This window comes from Flavobacterium sp. KMS, from assembly GCF_000813005.1.
Lineage (GTDB): Bacteria > Bacteroidota > Bacteroidia > Flavobacteriales > Flavobacteriaceae > Flavobacterium.
This window is the reverse complement of sequence record NZ_JSYP01000001.1, coordinates 1-18685: the sequence shown is the minus strand read 5'-3', so window position 1 is coordinate 18685 and position 18685 is coordinate 1. Positions and strand designations below refer to the sequence as shown.

The window sequence follows — 18685 nt, the reverse complement described above, 5'->3', positions numbered from 1 at the left end:
TTTTACACATATTTAAAAAGCCATCAAGGAATTATTCTTTGATGGCTTTTTGTATTTACTGAAATGATTCTATAATCCTTTCTCAGGTCTTAAATCTTCAAGAATAGGAGTAAGGATGGTTTTTACTTCCTTTTGAATGGTTTCATTTTTTTGCTCAAAAATAACAATGTTGTTTTTACCTTTTTTAAGCCAACAACCAGGTAGGTAAAGTGTTTGTTGTGGGCCAACACTCCAATAACGACCAATGTTTATTCCGTTTACAAATACAATTCCATTGCCCCAATCGCGCATATCCAGAAATACATCTCCAGTTTTATTAAGATTGAAATTACCTTGGTATAAAGTTGGTCGATTCACTTTTGCTGAATTTTTATAAGACGCTAGATCTGGTTCTGTAGTCATTGGTAATTTATACATTTCCCAATCGCCAGTAATTGTTTCGCCATTGATAATAACAGGACTTATGATTCCTTTATTATTGGCATTGATTTGTGAACCGTAATTAATGCGTCCCATGTTTTCGACAACAATATCTAATGTGGCATTAAATGGAATTTCTATTTCGCAATCGTATTTTTTGTAATAACGATTTAACTCCGCTATTTTTTTTCCATTTACATATACTATTGCATAATCGCGTAATCCATTTAATTCTAATTTCCCACTAATTGGTTGAGTAAATTTTTTGCTATACCAAACGTAACCATCGCCTTGGTTTAATTGTTCAAATGTTTGTGGGTTATCTTCGATTACAGGTGAGATTTTAGATTTTAAATCGGCTAAATCTACTGCTTTTGTCAGCTTTATATTCGGAATAGTGATTACTGGTATTTGGTCAGGAATAGCTGGAGTTTCATTTGTTTTTAATAATTCTCTTAAAGCATTATATTTTGGAGTTGCCCAACCTGCTTCACTAATCGGAGCATCATAATCATACGATGTCATATCGGGTTGAATATCGTGTTCTTTATCATAATTAGCGCCCGAAGTAAAACCGAAATTAGTTCCTCCGTGTACCATATAATAATTAAATGAAACCTGATTGTCCAGATATTTTTTCGTTTGTCGAACAGTTTGTTCTGGTTTTTGAGTTGGGAATGGTTCTGCCCAATGATCTAACCAACCAGGATAAAACTCAGCTACCATATAAGGACCTTGATTATTATTAAATTGATTCACGACTGCTTTTAGTTTAGCGATATCACTTTCACCATTTGCAGTGGGTAATGCACCTGGTAAAGCACCTCCTTCAAACAACCAACTTCCATCAGAGGTAAAGAAAGGAACTTCAAAACCAATATCTTTTAATTGCTGAAATACGGCTGCGCTATATTTTTTATGTTCTTCGAGAGGAACATCTTTGCGTTGAGCAACATAAGAACCAAATTCGTTCTCACCTTGTACCATGATTATTGGACCGCCTTTGGTAATTTGTAAATCTTTAACCTGATTATATAATTCGGTAAAATAGGCTTTGGTCGCAGCCAAATATGCTGTGTTGTAACCACGAATTACCATATTAGGAATATTCTGCAAGAACCACGGATAACCACCAAATTCCCATTCGGCACAAACATAAGGACCTGGGCGTAGGATTACGAACAAACCCTCTTCTTGAGCTATTTTTATATATTCGGCTAAGTTTTTATTTCCGGTTTTAAAATCCCAAACTCCGGGAGCTGTTTCATGATAGTTCCAGAATACATAGGTAGCAACGGCATTTAATCCCATAGATTTCATCATTTTTAAGCGATGACGCCAATACGGTTGAGGAATACGCGAGTAATGCATCTCGCCTGAATGTATTTGTACTGGTTTGCCATTTAGCAAAAAGTTTCCATCGCTTATGGCAAAAGTTTGTTTTTGCTGTGCTACTAGTGGGGAGAGTATAAAGAAAGAAAACAGAAGGGTTAAATAAACTTTTTTCATTTTTAATTGAATTAAAGATTATAATTTATTGTGTTTTTGGGTTTATAGAGGTTGGTTATTAATTATGTCACCCTGAGGCGAAGCGCTATATTGAGTTTCAATAGCGCTTAGTTGGGAACGCGGATGACACAGATTTACTCCGTAAAGACGCGGATAAAAACAGATTTTTTTTAATTAAGGATAAGAAAAATCCGTTTTTATCTGCGTTTCCGTCTTTGACGAATCCGTATTATCCGCGTTCCTGACTAAGCTTGATATTGATTAAGTTTATCTAGAGTAAAGTTGAATGAAATTAGTTTGACATTTTGCCTAAGCAAATGATTATAACAAAAAGAGGGCACTTTATAAGGGTGCCCTCTTGATGCAATTTAACTAACTTCAAAATTTTATTTTATTTAGAAAATTCTAAACCTTTTAATTTATTCCAACCTCCACGTGTGAAATCTGGGATTTCTACTGGAGAAGAATTGTTGTCAAGAGAAATTTCTGTTAATGGACCTAAACAAGACCATTCAGCAAGATCGTAAACATCCATATCAAGAGGTAATCCGTTTTGTAAGCAGTGAATTAAACGGTAATCCATGATGAAATCCATTCCACCGTGTCCACCAACTTGTTTTGCTTTTTCTTCGATTCCTACTACAATTGGGTGTTTGTATTTTTCCATTAATGCTTTTTTCACATCTTCTGGTACGAATTTGTGTGCACTTAGGTTTTCATGATCAGGCTTAATGTCTGAGCTAATAGATTTAGAATCTAATGCATATCCTTCTACTGGATATTTATTAGCAAATCCTTTAGTTCCGCTAAGTTGGTACATACGGCTGTATGGGCGTGGAGATGTTACATCATGCTGAATTTGGATAGTTTTTCCATTTTCAGTACGAATCATAGTCATTGTATGATCTCCGTTTCTGAAATCTTTAATATCGATTCCTGATTTTTCTTTGATGTAAGCAGGGTTTCCAACTGCTTTTGTATCCATAGAAACTAAATAGTTCATTTTGTCACCACGGTGGATATTTAATGCTTGACAAGCTGGCCCCATACCATGTGTAGCATAAATATCACCACGGTGTTTTATATTATAATCCATACGCCAGTTATTCCAGTACTCTCCCCAAAATGGTTGAAGACCGTGAATGTAAGATCCTTCTGCATGAAGAATTTCTCCAAATAAACCTTGTTGAGCCATGTTTAATGTAGTAAGCTCGAAGAAATCATACACACAGTTTTCTAATTGCATACAGTGTTTACGAGTTTTTTCGGAAGTATCGATAAGATCCCAAATTTCTTTCATAGTCATTGCACCAGGAACTTCAATAGCTACGTTTTTACCATCTTTCATAGCTTGAACTCCTATAATAGCGTGGTGTTTCCAGTCGGTAGCGATATAAACTAAATCTACGTTTGGAAGCGCAGTTACTTGTCTCCAAATGTTCTCATCACCATAAAATTCTTTTGCTTTAGGAAGACCTTGTTTAGTAAGGATTTCGTTTGCTGATTTGGTATTTTTTTCAAGCATATCACAAAGTGCTACAATCTCTACACCAGGAATATGTGTCATGCGTTCTACTGCACCAGGACCACGCATTCCTAAACCAATAAAGGCTACACGAACTGTTGGGATTGGAGCAAGTGCCAAACGTAATACATCCTTTTGTCCTTTGGCACGCGCAGGAGTAGGTGTCTTAATCATTTGAGCTGAAGAAGTAGCATATCCTAAAAAGAAGCAGGATATCAGAATAAATTTAAAGATACTAGTTTTCATGTTGAATTAATTTTAATTTAAAATTGTGGGCAATCTATTTTGGGATTGTCTTACTGTTTTTTTATGGCAAAGTACTAAAATTTATACTTGGCTTATTATGCTTTAATGGTTTTGTAAATTTAGTTTTGGCTTTAGTATATTTGTTAAAGAAACCTCCGCCTTTTAAAAAGAAAAAATCTTTTTCGACTCCACCAGAATAATCCATTCTATATCCTTTTCTTCCAGTATTATCTACTGTAAAAATAGCCGAATCTATTTCTGTCCAAACGCCCTTATCATCGCAATACCATTGGTTGTTAAACAAAACTTTGCGAGATTTATTTCCTTGTTGTGGCACGAAATTCTCTAAGAAAGAATGAAATCTTTTTAGATAAGTATTGGTTTGCGGACGGTTAAAACTTGCTATTAACATCCATTTGTTTGCTTCGGGTGCATAAAAATATGCAGTGTATGTGGTTGAGTTATCATTTTGAGGAACTCCGTTAAGCAAGAATTTATATGTTTTGCCAGCTTTCCAGTTGTATCTTAAATAACTTTGTCCACCAGAACCTTCATTTCCGAATTCACCAGTTTGTACATTTTCTCCTTTTTTTAGCATTTTAATTTTATGCGATTCAGGAATACTTTTTGGATCATCTGTAACAAAAGGGCTCCAAACAGAAAACAATACGCGGCGCTCTGTTTCAGAATTTACCTGAATTCCAAAGTACCCTTCGCCAAAACCGTTTGCCATATAATAAGAACCTATTTTATCTTCGTTTACAGGAACGGTAATTTCGTTATAATACCATTGAACGTTTACTTTTTCGGGTACTTCGTAATTTAAATGTACCGAAGGACCTCTTCGTCCCCAGTGAAAAAAGTTGTCATCATTATTAGGTACAAAAGCAGTTTTTCCTTGGAGTGCTGATCCGCTAATGATTAATTTAGAAATAGAAGGGAAATTGTTTTGTGTTTTACTAATCCCTTTTATTTTTAAAGCAACATATCCTGTATCAATAATTTTCCATTCGTTTATTACAATTGGTCTTTTGTTACTTTCGTCAAATTCGATTTTTTTGAATTCTTTGTTAATACCAAATTCTAATGTAGATTTTCCTTGAATATTTACAAATTCATCTGTTGAGATTCGTATTAATCCTGGAGTTGAAACTCTAAAATAAACTGTAAAGTATTCTTTAGGATCTGTCCAGTTTTCTATTCCGTTATCGGTTATAGTATTATTACTTTCAAGATTGTAAGAACTAAAAGCATTTCCGCCAAGTGGCAAATGGATTTCGTTTTTTGAATCTTGTGCTAATACATTTGTGCTAATAAGCAGCAATGTAAGGAAAGAGAAAATAATTTTATAATATTTCATTTAGCCTGATTTTAGCTATTGTTGTTTTTGCATTTAACTTCTCTAGAATCCCCCTTATTTATATAAGAGGGAAATTCTAAAGAGAGCCTTATTTACTAACTAACCATTAAACTCAAAATTAGTTTTTCAAAATCTTTATTAAGGATTTTGAGTTAAAGTTCCAGGATAAGCATTTATTTCCGATTGCGGAATGTATTGTACTACTCTTGGACTTGTTGCCGGATAATCTACCATTGGTGTATGAGGACCAGGGTAATGACGTGTCATTGTTTGTCCGTTTCTATAAACGTCATATCCACGTTGTGCTTCAAAAGCTAGTTCCAGTTGGCGTTCTTCATCAATAAGTTGTACAGCATTTGTACTAGTTAAAGAAGTATATCCACCACCTACAATTGATCTTTCTCTAACAATATTTAAATTCTTAAGAGCATTCTGATAATCTGATTTTTTAGCATAAGCTTCGGCCATATTCAAATACATTTCGGCTAATCTTGAAATAATAGGCGAGTGTAGGTGAGAGCTATTGTCTTGCAAAGAACATTTTGTAACGTAGTACATAGGATATACACGATTTAATAACATCATATAATCTTTTTCTCCTACATAGGTTTTACCAGCATAATTTATTGAATAACTATTTTCGGCAGCATTTACTACAGTAAGATTGTAATCTGTATTTGCTATAGTAATATAGTATGAACCGCTAGAATTAGTTTTAAGAGGTTGTTGTACATAGTTATAACCCGTTTGTACTCCTGCGGCATTAAAAGCATCTGTTATAAAACGGAAAGCTTCTGTTTTATTGTTAGCAGCATCCAATGCATATTGAGGATCGATAAAAGCCCATCTTGCATCTTTCTTTAAACCAGATTTACGTAATAAATCTAAGTATTTTGCACTAGCGTACATTTCTCCCCAACCTTGTCCTTGAATATTAGCATACATACCACCAATACCATAATAATGATCAAAACCAGAGTACTCTGAAGCCACACGTTTAACAGCAAAAATAGTTTCTGTTTGTCCGCTTGCATCTGGTGCAAAAGTGTTATATTTCATAAAATCAGCTCTGCTAAGCATATTATAACGACCGCTAGAAATTACTTTGTTAGCATACTCAATAGATAAATCAGCGTATTGTTGATTTGGCGTTTCATAAGTTCCACTCATGTATAAATATACTCTTGAAAGCATTGCCTGAGCAGCTTCTTTGGTTGCATAAGCAGCAGTTCTGCTTTCATTCATTAATGCTTCTCCTTTTTTAAGATCGCTAATAGCTTGCTCATAAGATGCTTTTACTGTAGCTCTATCCGGAAGATTGATGTTGGCAATATCCTCCGGTAATCCGTTAACAATTGGTACACCCAAATTAGTTTCTGGAGATTGTGCATAAGGTCTGCCGTATGTTTTAACTAAATAGAAATAAACCATTCCTCTTAGGTAATAAGCTTCTCCTAATTGCTGATCCATTTTAGGGCTTTCTCCTTCAGAAATCATTTTCATTAAGTCACTAGATTGTGAGATAACTTTATAACTATTATTCCAGAAAGTAGATAGTCTATCATTGACAGGGCTATGCTGATAAGAAATAAAAGTATAGAATGCATCTGTAGAGGTACCTCTAATCATGATGTTGTCTCCAGGATATTCACCAACACGGTGCATTACATCTGACCAACCTTTAAGTTGTGCATAACATCCGTTAAGAAGTACTTCGACAGCAGCTTCTTTATCCTGCATAATTTTATCTTTTGTATATGAGCCAAATGGTTCTCGCTCCAGCTCACATGAAGATAGAAAACTAAGGGTAATAAATAATATGAATATTTTTTTCATGGTTCTGTTTTTTAAAGAGTAAGATTAAAACCTAATACAAATCTGCGTGTCTGTGGATATACTGAGGTTGAAACTCCAGTTATTGTTCTTACACCATTTCTTTCAAATGGAGGTATTTCTGGATCTACACCTGAGAAATCGGTAATTGTAAACAAGTTTTCACCAGATACAAATATTCTTAGATTAGAAATATTCAAACGCTCAATAGATAAATTATATCCAAATGATACACTTCTCATTTTTAAGTATGACCCATCTTCTAAGAAACGTGATGATGCTTTATTTGAGTTGCTCGAATTGTTATAAATTGCTTGTGGGTGTGTAGCAATATCCCCTGGTTTTTCCCAACGACTCCATCCTTTTTGAAGATTCATTTGGTTACGATCTGTATAAGCTCCATCTGAATCAAATTCTGCACGAGCATAGTTATAAATTTTACCACCTACTGAATAACTGAATGTTGCTCCAAAATCGAAATTTTTATAATTTAAACTAGTCGAGAATCCTCCGTAATAAGATGGCGTGTAGGCATCGATAGCAATTTGATTTTTAGATGCATCTCCATAGTTAGATGTCTTAACACGTTCTCCAGCTGCATTGGTTGTAAACCATTCTGGCTTTCCATTATCAGGATTTACACCAGCCCATTCTGTAAGGTACCAAGTATCTACATCTTTACCAGGTGTTAATAGTTTGTTTGCTGAACCTGAGATTCCAGTTCCATCAGGAACAATAATTTGTTGTTTTGTTCCGTAAAGGCTTGTCACTTCATTTCTATTTAAACCAATATTAGCATCTACATTCCATCTCCAGTTTTCATTTTTAATGATATCTACGTTAATAGATGCCTCAAAACCTTTGTTGTTTACAGCCCCAACATTTCTCCAGATACTTGTTACTCCAATTACTCCAGGTAAGGGTACCTCGTATAATAAACCAGAGGTGTCTTTATTGTAATAGTCTAATGTTAGATTAATTCTGTTTAAGAAACTAACATCTAAACCAATACCAGTTGTAAACGTTTTTTCCCAGCTTAAATCAGGGTTTCCTATTTGAGAAATAAGCGCACCAGGATTTTCATTATAACCAGAAGACACAGAATATAAAGGTAAGTGCAAGTATAAACCATTTGGTCTGTTTCCTACTGAACCATAACTAGCTCTAAGTTTTAAGTTATTGATATAATCGGCTTTAAAGAATTTTTCTTTATGAATATTCCAACCACCACTAATAGAAAAGAAATTACCATATCTTGCATTTTCTCCAAAATTAGAAGCCCCATCACGGCGTATAGAAAATTGTGCCATGTATCTGTCGTCATATGTATAGTTGATGTTGGTAAACAAAGATTGAACCGCCCATTGAGATCTGTTACCTTTAACTTTTTCTGGAACAGTTGCAGCATCTGCAACAATAAATCCTGGAGGTATTCCAGTTGAAACACCTTCAGTACTTTTACCATTATATTCATTCCATTCGTATCCAGCAATTGCGTTTATAGCGTGTGCTCCAAATGATTTGTTGAATTTGAATAATTGACTAGTATAAAAACGATTGCTACTAGTAGTTTCATCTGTAATTCTTCCTTTTACTGATAACCCTTCAGAAGATCTTGGATCAATGTAGGTCATTGAATTATAATTTGAGAAGGTATAGTTATTTGTAGAAGTGAATGATAGCCAACTATTAATTTTAGCATCAAAGTCTAAATTGGTTCGAACACTATATCTTTCAGATTCTCCATAATTCCATTGTAAGTCATACAAATAGTTAGAACCCGTTGTGTTTACCCAAGTAGGATTTGGTTGGTTGCCTACCAAAGTTCCATCAGGAAGATATGGGCTATCCCAAGGCATATTGCCATACATAGCACCGACAGAATGTTGTTTGTCTTCAGTTTCTGTACGTGTAATATTAGCTTGAGGACGTATGGTTAACCAATTGTTTACTTTATAGCTAAATTTAAGTAGTAAGTTATAACGAGTATAATCATATCCTTTTATAGCACCAGTTTCGTCATATATACCAAGAGAAACATAGCTTTTAAATACGTCACTACCACCGTTAATTGATAAGTTAAAATCTCTTGCAATACCAGTTCGAGTAGCATTTTTCCACCAATCGTAATTTTTGTTTCTTAATTCAGGGTTCCACCACCATGCATTACTAAAATCTTGTTTGTTAGGGAAAGAGTCATATAAGTCATATAATTCCTGACCATTCATGATGTCAAAATTTCCTGTATTTACAGTTGTTGCAGCAGTTTTGATAGAGGCATTAATAGTTGCCTTGCCACTCTTTCCGCTTTTTGTAGTAACAATGATTACACCATTTGCACCTTGTGAACCATATACCGCTGTAGATGCTGCATCTTTAAGTACAGTCAAGGTTTCGATGTCGGCTGGATTCATATTTCCAGAACTACTTCCTACAATTACACCATCGATGACCCATAAAGGATCAGTACTTCCGTTAACAGTAGTTTTTCCACGAATAACGATTTTACCAGTATCTCCTGGCTGTCCATTTCCTGAACTTACATAAACTCCGGTAGCTTTACCAGCTAATAAATTCTCTACAGATGGAGTAGTAATATCAGTAAGTTTTTTATTATCTAACGTTTGTAAAGCTCCAGTAAGACTTTCTTTTTTAATTTTGCTGTAACCAACGATAACTACTTCGTCCATTACTTCTCCAGCTTCTTTTAAAGTTACAACGATAGGCCCTTTTCCAATCGTTACTTCTTGTTCTTGCATTCCCATATAAGAAATAACCAATACTGTTTGATTATCTGCTACTTCTATGGCAAATTCACCATTATAATCTGTTTGTACACCGATAGCAGTTCCTTTAATAAGAACATTTACTCCAGGAAGTGGCATTCCATTAGAATCGGTTACTTTACCCTTAACAATTTTTTGTACCAATGATAAATCAATTCTATTTGTGCTTACTTCTTTTGATGAAGCAGCGTTTGAAATTTGAAAAGTCAAAGCGAACAATGAAAGAATTGCTAATTTAATTTCCTTTCTAGAAGGGGCGTTTAACCGAAAACTTCTAGGTTTTTGTTTAATTAATAAATTCATACTCTTAAAAATGGGTTTGGTTAATAATTTGTTTTGTGTTGTTGTGTTAACTGGTATTCATTTTTATTATAATCGATTTAAGGAAATCTGCCTTAAATGAAATCGTGATGCTATTCTTTTTTTACTATTAATTAGCTGAAAATTCAATTTTTGCAATCTTAAATATGTACACTTTTTCTTGTTTATTTAGTTATGTTTTTTTAACATAAATTGTACTTTATTTTTTAAGATATGACGAAACTATATATTTAATTTTTATTAAACAAGGAAAAACACAAAAAATGTGCTCGAACACACAATATTTGTGTTCTCGAGCACATTTTTTTTATGGAAAATGTTTTTTTAGTAATAAAATTCTAGTTTCTTATTAAAAAATATGAAGCTTCTTGATTATTTAAAAACTAGTGTTTTGATGGTAATTACCATAAGAAGATGAAATAAAGAAAGAGGATTGATAAAAAAAGTATCAAATTCTTATATAAGGGTACAGTTGAATATTAAATATTCCTGAAATATTGTGTTAACAAAGGCGATAATATAGTATCAATAACGGTATTATAAACTTAAGATTTAGTGTGTCTTTTTAGCTTAATGGAGATAACAGGAAATCCTTCAGATGACCGCAATCATTTGAAGGATTTTTATTGTGTGTATTTAAGTTAATTTTTGTTAAAAAATGTGAATTTGGAATGAAAAGAAACCAGGCTGTAATTTCAGTTTAAATAGTAATCGAAATATCGAATACAAACGGAATATTAAAAAAGTTTAAACCTTAAAAAATTACCTTTTGCTATTAAGTTGAAACAAGCCAATTTCTTTACCAGAATCATTAAGCATTTGCAAATTTAAAACTTTAGGATTGGCTTCAATTCGTATTAAAGTTCTAATTCCAGTTTCTGGTCCGCCGCCAATAACAAAATGATAGGAGTGATCTTTATTTGGTTCGAACATTCCGTATTCGTGTGTGTGTCCTGCAACAAACAAATCAATTCTATATTTTTCGAATAAAGGACCAAATAACCTGCGACATTCGGTTGTTCCGTGTTCTTCATCGGAATGATAATGCGGAATGTGCATCATTACTACTCTAAACGGAGCATTCTTAAAAGCTTTAGACTTCATTTGTTTCTCTAGCCAAACTGCTTGTTCTTCTCGATAAGAATCATAATTTACAGTTCCGCCATATACAGGATGTGAGTCTTTTTTATCTTCGCCAGTATCTAAAACAATTGTAAAAACGGGACCCATTTTAAAAGTATAATACTCTTTCTTATCGTAGTTGTAGTAATAATCTAATAGATTTCTTGAGTATTTACCTCTGGTTTCATGATTTCCTCTTACAAGCATAAATGGTTTCTCAGTTGAAAATATGCTACAAGGATTAAGTAAATGATTGATGATTTGGTTTTCATCCGTTTGATAGTCAAACATATCTCCGTTAAGGAAAACAAAATCGTAAGGTTTATTTTGGTTAAGTTGTATGAGTTCTCCAAAAGATTTCGGGCGGTCGTGTATGTCGTTTAAAACGAGCCAGCTTACTTCTTTTGCTTTTGGATTGAGTGTTTTAAAATGATATGTTTCGCTATTTATAATATCTCCAAAAGTGATTTTATATGGTTGAAAATCTAAAATTTGTTTGGAGAAAACTTTATAGTAATAGGTCGTATCTGATTTAAGATTTGTGAGTGTTACAGTATTGATTTTAGAATTAATATTCATCATACCATGAGCACATTGCTGGACTTTGATCCCTAATTTTTCGGTTTCGCCATATTCTACCCAATTTAAGCAAAGTTGGTTAGTGAGCCACATTATTGTAATGCCATCATTTGTGGGAGCTTGCAAATAGGGCTTTGTTAAAAAATCATGTTTAACGTCTAATACTTCGATATTTGTGTTTGATGCTAATGCTGATAATGGTAAGCCTGTTGCTATAACTGTTCCCGAAATACCTGCAATAGTCTTAGTTAAGAATGAGCGACGGGAGTTTTTTTCTTCTTTCATAAAAGATAAAAATTTGGTTATTTATAGTTAAAAAGGTTGTTCTTTTGAGGTTAATAGGAACGAAACTATAGATTATATTTTATTAAACAAAGAAAAGTATTGTAAAATGTGTTCGAGCACATTATATTTGTGTTGTTGTAATATTATGTCAAAAAGATAATTGAAGAATAATATGAATCAGGGAATTAAGAATTACGAAGTAAAGTCAATAGCTGCAAACCAATTAATTGTATCCGGAAAAGGCGATTCTGATTTATGGAAAACAGCAATTATCCTGGATGATTTTTGTTCGCCTTGGGATTCTAAAGCGGTTTCCCGAATCGAGTTTAAAGCCTTATGGGATGCTGAGCAATTGTTTTTTTGTTTTACCGTTTATGATTCTGAAATTCATATAGTAGAGAAAGACGATAGTATTGATAGTATCAATAATTCCGATAGGGTAGAGCTCTTTTTTAGACCAGACAGTTCGCTTAATCCGTATTATTGTATGGAGATTGATACCGCAGCCAGAGTAATGGATTTTATAGCGTATCCTGATAAGAATCTTAATTTTGACTGGTCTTGGCCAAAAGATGATTTATTAGTTAAATCATCTGTAAATAAGGATTCTTTTGTTGTAGAAGGCGCAATACGTATTGCATCCTTAAAGAAGCTTAATTTAATAAAGAACAATCAAATCGAAACTGGAATTTTTAGAGCCAAGTATTCTAAAACCAATGATTCCGATTATGAACCCACTTGGATAACTTGGGTGGATCCTGTTACCGAAACGCCTAATTTTCATATTGCATCATCATTTGGAATTTTAACCTTGAAAAACTAGATTATTCCAGATAAAAATCGGCATTTTCGGAGTTAATAATATCAATAGGTAAGAGCGTAACAGCAGGTGTTTCTTTATGAAAAAGGAAATGCTCTACAAGATATGTTATGCCAAGATATGCTTGTCTTTTTTGGTTTTGATGAATTAAAAAATCAATTACGCCAAGATTTAGATTATTTACATTCTCATCGATTAAGTCATAACCAATAATTCGAATTTTTCTATCCTTAACCTCGTTAATTGTCTTGGCTATTTGATATGCTCTGGATGTAGTAATAAAAACACCAGATAAATCTGGATTTTCATTGATGAAGTTTTTTAGAGTGACTTCAACATTCGGGCTTTTTAGTTTTAATGTTGTAATCTTATAATTAAGGTTTTCTTTTTCGCTAAAATAATTTCTAAAACCTCTTTCTTTTTCCTGCATGTGAATTGCATTCTTGTAAGTTTCATCAATGTGTATAATTGCAATTTGGCCTTTATCTATAATTGTATTTAATAATTTGGCTGCTACACGACCACTTCTAAACAAATCTTGCCCTACAAAATTTTTGATTAAAGTAGATTCTACCTGATTATTAAATGTATTTACAATAATATTTAAAGAATCGTATTTTTTTATAGCATCTAATGTTTCCTTATGAAATAAAGGAGCTAGCAAAACTGCATCTGGCGATTTCTCTATAATCGTTTCGTTTGTGTTTGTAAACGATTTTGTTTTTTCGGGATTAAAGTAAAATGTTTCAACACGTATATTGTATGCTTTAAATTCCTGAATAGCATCTTTAATTCCTTGAATGCAAGGAAGCCAATAAGGGTCGATTTGAGGATCGGGTAATAAAATACAGATATGATATATCTTATTGTTCTTTAAATTTCGAGCAATAAGATTGGGTTCGTAATCAATTACATTTAAAACTTCGTTTACTTTCTCTAGAGCCAGCGGAGAAACTTTTCCTCTTTTATGCAAAACCCTGTCAACAGTACCTTTCGAAACACCTGCTAATTTAGCAATATCTTTAATCGTATATTTTTTATTCATAAGGAGGCAAATATATAAAAACTTTGTATTTATTCTTTTTAGGAGATATTTATAAAGTAAATGGCTTTTTTATTTGTAATGAAGTATTTGGTTGTGTAATAAATGGTTAATTTACTGAAAAAACGGAATGTAAAACAAAAATATAAAATTAGGTATTCTTAATTTCAATTAACATAAAAATCTTAATAAATTTCAAGAAGATTTTTATCAACATTTTCAGGCATCTATATAAGTGTGCTCGATAACATTATTTAAGTGTGTTCGAGCACATTTTTTGTTTTTTTCTTAGGTTAATTAAAATTTAATATCTAGTTTCGTAAAGTTAAAACTAAAATAAAAGCCTATTTTATAAACTAATAATAGTGTAATTACCAGTATTGCAGTATTTTAATATATTTTAAAAGTGAAGAAAATTATATCATTGGCACCAGGACGAACGTGCCTTTTTGGAGATCATCAGGATTATTTAGGATTACCTGTTATAGCTTGTGCAATAAATAGAAATATACAATTAACAGCAGTAGAAAATGAGACTTCTATTTTTAAACTAAACATGGAGGATATTAATGAAGTTAGAGTCATTGATATCAATGCAACTTTTGAAGAATTAGAACCACGTGATTATTTCGCTTCTTCGCTGAGAGTTTTAAGAAGATACGGTTGTATCCCTACAGTTGGATATGATATTACTGTAAAAGGAGATATTCCGATTAATTCAGGAACGTCAAGTTCATCGGCATTATTAATGGCATGGATTAACTTTTTAATTACAGCTTATGGAGTTGATTGCGAAGTTACTCCAGAGTTTATTGCGCAAATGGGGTATGCTTCAGAAGTTTTGGAACATGGAGAACCAGGCGGAATGATGGATCATTTTAGTATAGGAGTAGGGAATATTGTTCATATTAATACAAGCGTTCCGTTCTCGTACAATATAATTGGCACACAATTAAAAGGATTAATTACAGGTGTTTCGGGAGTTCCAAAAGAAACAATTGGGTTGATAGGAGAATTAAAAGGCAATGCATTATTGGCTATCGATATTATAAAGCAAAATTTTAAAGATTTTGATTTACATAAAACCGAATTAGAAGATATAGATAAATATCGTAATTATTTGCCAGACAGATTGATTCCGTTTTTTGAAGCAGCTATAAAGAACTATCAATATACAAAAGAAGCTTTAAAAGAATTTGATAAACCAACACTTGATTTGGTTAGAATTGGTGAATTAATGAACATGCACCATGCTGTTTTGAGGGATTTATTAAAAATAACAGTACCAAAAATCGACGATATGATTAATGCAGCCTTACGTGCTGGAGCTTATGGTGCCAAGATTGTTGGTTCAGGCGGAGGCGGAAGCATTGTTGTAATTGCAGATCCTAAAAAAGAAGATGCGGTTGTAGCTGCAATATTAGCAGCAGGAGCAAAAGAAGCATATACTGTAACCGTTGATCCGGGAGCAAGAGTAATATAATAATTTTAAAATTTTAAAGAACAAATTATGCATGACAATTTAATTATTTTAGCAGGCGGTGCATCTTCTCGAATGAAAAAAGAAGTTGTATTAAATAATTTAACCGAAGAAGAAATCGCTCAGGCGAATGAAAGAAGTAAAGGATTAATAGGAGTTGGTCCTAATGGAAGACCTTTGTTAGATTATCTTTTGCTAAATGCAAAAAAAGCAGGATATAAAAATATCATCATCATTATAGGAGAGCAAGGAGATTTGTTTAAAGAATTCTACGGAAATCAAGATAAAAACAATGATTTTCATGGATTAAATATTTCATTTGCTGTACAGTATATTCCCGAAGGCAGAGTAAAACCATTTGGCACAGCCGATGCGTTATTTCAGGCAGTAGAACAATATCCAGAGATGAACACCCAAAGTTACTCAGCTTGCAATAGTGATAATTTATATTCTACAGCAGCTTTGCTGGCGCTAAGAGAAACTAACAGCCCAAATGCTTTTATTGGCTACGACCGTGACGCATTGGATTTTCCATCCGAAAGAATTTCTCGTTTTGCAATAGCCAAACTAGATAAAAATAATCACTTATTGGATATTCTGGAAAAACCAACCGCAGACGATTTAGAAAATTACAAAGATTCCGAAGGGAAATTAAGAGTAAGTATGAATGCTTTTAAATTTGATGGAGCAATGCTGTATCCTTATTTAAAAAATTGTCCGGTTAATCCAGAAAGAGACGAAAAAGAATTGCCTACAGTGCTTTTAAATACAATAAAAGACAACCCAAATGCAGCTTTAGGAATCCCTTTTTCGGAACATGTTCCAGATTTAACTGCCAAAGAAGATATTGCAGAAGTAAAAGAATATCTTAAAAAAAACTACCCAGAACTAAACTGGGAATCATAAAAAATTAACAAAAATTTCATATCTAATTTAGGAATAAGAAGAACTTATTGAGCTACTTTTGTCGTAGTATTGCAAAAAAATCGCACAACCCGTGATTAATTTGCAAAAATTATGAAAGTGTTGGTGCTATTTTAGATTGAAAAAAAATAACTAATCTATTAACCATCAACCAAAAAATAACTATGTCAAAGATTGAAAGTGCAATACGTATAGACCAGAGGAGTACCATTATTCCTATGGTTATTTTAACCGCATTATTTTTTATTTTAGGATTTGTTACCTGGCTTAACGGGCCGCTAATTCCTTTTTTCGAATTAGCCTGTGAGTTAACTGCTTCTCAAGCTTATTTTGTAACATTTGCTTTCTACATTGCCTATTTTGTAATGGCAATTCCATCTTCTTGGGTTATCGAGAAAGTAGGATATAAAAACGGAATTTCGCTTGGCTTAATTGTAATTGCAGTAGGAGCTTTTATGTTTTATCCAGCAGCAGCAACAAGAACTTTCGTATTCTTTTTATTAGCATTATTTACCATGGGAACAGGTTTAGCAATTTTGCAAACCGCTGCAAATCCTTATGTAGTTGTTATCGGACCGAGAGAAAGCGCAGCAGCAAGAATTAGCGTTTTAGGAATTGCAAATAAGTTTGCAGGATTTATAGCCCCATTAGCCCTGACAGCTTTGGTGTTATCAAATATGCAAGAATACACAGCAGATAAAATTGCACTTTTAGATGAAGTTTCTAAAACAGAAGCCTTAAATTTGCTCACATTACAATTGCAAACACCATATCTTTATATGGGATTGGTTATTTTGGTTTTGGCACTTTTAGTTAAGCTATCACCATTACCAGAAATTGATTTAGATGAAGAAGGTGATGTACTACATTTAAGTATTTTTAAGCAAATAAAAAATGCTTTCAAGCATCCACAATTAGTTTTAGGAGTAATAACTTTAATGCTATATCTGGCAGCCGAAGTTTTAGCAGGAGATTCCATTGGAGGATTCGGAAAACATTTGGGAGTATATGGTAAAGACGGTAATTTTTATTTAAAATTAACCTCATTTACAATGTCAGCAATGGTAGTAGGATATGTTTTAGGGATTACATTAATACCTAAATATCTTTCGCAAGTTACTGCATTAAAAGCATCTGGAATTTTAGGATTAATTTTAGTAATTTTAATAGTTGTAATATCACCTGCAATAACAGTTCAGTTTTCGGGGATTCCAGCGATACCATTAGTTGTTATTTTAGTAGCATTAATGGGACTTGCAAATGCACTTTGTTGGCCGGCAATATGGCCAATGGCATTACAGGATTTAAAAGGATATACCAAAATAGGAAGCGCAATTTTAATCATGGGTATTATAGGAGGAGCAATCTTTCCTTTAATTTATGGAGCTTGGGCAGAAAGTGTTAATGCAGCCAATATAGCAAATGGAGTTGCTAAAACGGCTAAAAGCGGAAATCAGATAGCATATTTAATGTTAGTGCCATGCTACTTAATGATTATATTTTTTGCATTCAAAGGACATAAATACAGAAGTTGGTCACGCAAATAAAAAACAGGATAAATAAATAAAGTAAATATAAAAAGAAGCGAATAATGTTAAAAAGTTCCATAGATAAGGCGACAGGTTTCGAAAAACGATTCGAAAATATTGACACGGTAGTTTTTGAGAATTCCACCGATGCATCCAAAGCAGTTGCGCAGCAAATAGCGGCACTTATCAAGTCAAAACAAGAGAAAAACGAATCATGTGTATTAGGATTAGCCACAGGATCATCCCCAAAAGGATTATATGCTGAGCTAGTACGTTTACACAAAGAAGAAGGATTAAGTTTTAAAAACGTAATCACTTTTAACCTGGACGAATACTATCCAATGGAGCCAGATTCAGTAAATAGCTACGTACGATTCATGAAAGAATTATTGATGGATCAAGTCGATATTTTACCTGAAAATTACCATATTCCAGACGGACTTTTAACAAAAGAAGAAATAGCAGATTATTGCGCAGATTACGAAGCTAAAATAGAAGCTCTGGGCGGAATCGATCTACAAGTTCTTGGGATTGGAGCAAATGGACATATCGGATTCAACGAATCAGGTTCCTTACAAAACTCAAAAACAAGATTAGTAGCATTAGATCATATCACCAGAGTTGCTGCAAGTAAAGACTTTTTTGGATTAAACAATACACCAAGAACAGCCATTACACTTGGAGTAAAAAAGATAATGGAAGCTAAACAAGTTATTCTATTAGCTTGGGGAGAAGGAAAAGCAGACGTTGTAAAAAAATCTGTAGAAGGAGAAGTTACTAATAGAATCCCTGCGTCATTTTTGCAAGAGCATAACAATGTGGTTTTTGTTTTAGACAAAGAAGCATCATCAAAACTAACAAGAATCAACAGACCATGGTTAGTAGAGAAAATTGTTTGGACAGA

Annotated in this window: 12 protein-coding genes; 5 read left to right on the top strand and 7 right to left on the bottom strand. The window is 33.2% G+C overall.

The window, feature by feature from the left end; translation table 11 throughout:
• Positions 1-69: 69 nt before the first annotated feature.
• The 6 genes from OA93_RS00060 to OA93_RS00035 all read right to left on the bottom strand — a co-directional run bounded on the left by OA93_RS00060 (position 70) and on the right by OA93_RS00035 (position 11986).
• Positions 70-1929, bottom strand: coding sequence for a beta-galactosidase family protein (locus tag OA93_RS00060; protein ID WP_039111046.1), 1860 nt, complete (start codon positions 1927-1929; stop codon positions 70-72).
• A 391-nt stretch (positions 1930-2320) separates the two neighbouring features.
• The gene (locus OA93_RS00055) at positions 2321-3700 is read right to left on the bottom strand and encodes a Gfo/Idh/MocA family oxidoreductase (protein WP_117615790.1); all 1380 of its coding nucleotides are present in this window, start codon (positions 3698-3700) and stop codon (positions 2321-2323) included.
• 61 nt (positions 3701-3761) lie between these two features.
• Positions 3762-5060: a DUF3472 domain-containing protein gene (locus tag OA93_RS00050; protein WP_039111045.1), complete on the bottom strand. Its 1299-nt coding sequence runs from the start codon at positions 5058-5060 to the stop codon at positions 3762-3764.
• Positions 5061-5198: 138 nt separating this feature from the next.
• A complete protein-coding gene (locus tag OA93_RS00045; RefSeq protein ID WP_039111044.1) occupies positions 5199-6896 on the bottom strand; it encodes a RagB/SusD family nutrient uptake outer membrane protein in 1698 nt (565 codons plus the stop codon).
• Positions 6897-6907: 11 nt separating this feature from the next.
• On the bottom strand, positions 6908-9982 hold the full coding sequence (locus tag OA93_RS00040; protein ID WP_039111043.1) for a TonB-dependent receptor: 3075 nt from the start codon (positions 9980-9982) through the stop codon (positions 6908-6910).
• Between the two features lie 780 nt (positions 9983-10762).
• Positions 10763-11986, bottom strand: coding sequence for an FN3 domain-containing metallophosphoesterase family protein (locus tag OA93_RS00035; protein WP_039111042.1), 1224 nt, complete (start codon positions 11984-11986; stop codon positions 10763-10765).
• A gap of 172 nt (positions 11987-12158) precedes the next feature.
• Between OA93_RS00035 and OA93_RS00030 the strand changes: the two genes are divergently transcribed.
• A complete protein-coding gene (locus OA93_RS00030) occupies positions 12159-12809 on the top strand; it encodes a sugar-binding protein (protein WP_082001740.1) in 651 nt (216 codons plus the stop codon).
• Position 12810: 1 nt separating this feature from the next.
• Here OA93_RS00030 and OA93_RS00025 read toward each other — a convergent pair whose 3' ends face one another.
• Positions 12811-13851 carry a LacI family DNA-binding transcriptional regulator gene (locus tag OA93_RS00025; RefSeq protein WP_039111041.1) on the bottom strand — a complete coding sequence of 347 codons (1041 nt, stop codon included), beginning with the start codon at positions 13849-13851 and terminating at the stop codon, positions 12811-12813.
• Positions 13852-14254: 403 nt separating this feature from the next.
• Here OA93_RS00025 and OA93_RS00020 point away from each other — a divergent pair, with 403 nt between their 5' ends.
• From OA93_RS00020 to nagB, 4 genes are all read left to right on the top strand, one after another.
• Complete coding sequence (locus OA93_RS00020) at positions 14255-15331, top strand: galactokinase family protein (RefSeq protein ID WP_039111040.1); 1077 nt, start codon at positions 14255-14257, stop codon at positions 15329-15331.
• Between the two features lie 27 nt (positions 15332-15358).
• A complete protein-coding gene (locus OA93_RS00015) occupies positions 15359-16234 on the top strand; it encodes a sugar phosphate nucleotidyltransferase (RefSeq protein WP_039111039.1) in 876 nt (291 codons plus the stop codon).
• Between the two features lie 182 nt (positions 16235-16416).
• A complete protein-coding gene (gluP, locus tag OA93_RS00010; protein WP_039111038.1) occupies positions 16417-17799 on the top strand; it encodes a glucose/galactose MFS transporter in 1383 nt (460 codons plus the stop codon).
• A 44-nt stretch (positions 17800-17843) separates the two neighbouring features.
• On the top strand, positions 17844-18685 hold an 842-nt coding region (gene nagB, locus OA93_RS00005; protein WP_039111037.1), incomplete at its 3' end, for a glucosamine-6-phosphate deaminase.

What these genes read in the sequence shown, in the direction of transcription:
- OA93_RS00060 (WP_039111046.1), bottom strand. Translation starts at nt 1,929, where the DNA reads ATGAAAAAAGTTTATTTAACCCTTCTGTTTTCTTTCTTTATACTCTCC.
- OA93_RS00055 (WP_117615790.1), bottom strand. Translation starts at nt 3,700, where the DNA reads ATGAAAACTAGTATCTTTAAATTTATTCTGATATCCTGCTTCTTTTTA.
- OA93_RS00050 (WP_039111045.1), bottom strand. Translation starts at nt 5,060, where the DNA reads ATGAAATATTATAAAATTATTTTCTCTTTCCTTACATTGCTGCTTATT.
- OA93_RS00045 (WP_039111044.1), bottom strand. Translation starts at nt 6,896, where the DNA reads ATGAAAAAAATATTCATATTATTTATTACCCTTAGTTTTCTATCTTCA.
- OA93_RS00040 (WP_039111043.1), bottom strand. Translation starts at nt 9,982, where the DNA reads ATGAATTTATTAATTAAACAAAAACCTAGAAGTTTTCGGTTAAACGCC.
- OA93_RS00035 (WP_039111042.1), bottom strand. Translation starts at nt 11,986, where the DNA reads ATGAAAGAAGAAAAAAACTCCCGTCGCTCATTCTTAACTAAGACTATT.
- OA93_RS00030 (WP_082001740.1), top strand. Translation starts at nt 12,159, where the DNA reads ATGAATCAGGGAATTAAGAATTACGAAGTAAAGTCAATAGCTGCAAAC.
- OA93_RS00025 (WP_039111041.1), bottom strand. Translation starts at nt 13,851, where the DNA reads ATGAATAAAAAATATACGATTAAAGATATTGCTAAATTAGCAGGTGTT.
- OA93_RS00015 (WP_039111039.1), top strand. Translation starts at nt 15,359, where the DNA reads ATGCATGACAATTTAATTATTTTAGCAGGCGGTGCATCTTCTCGAATG.
- gluP (WP_039111038.1), top strand. Translation starts at nt 16,417, where the DNA reads ATGTCAAAGATTGAAAGTGCAATACGTATAGACCAGAGGAGTACCATT.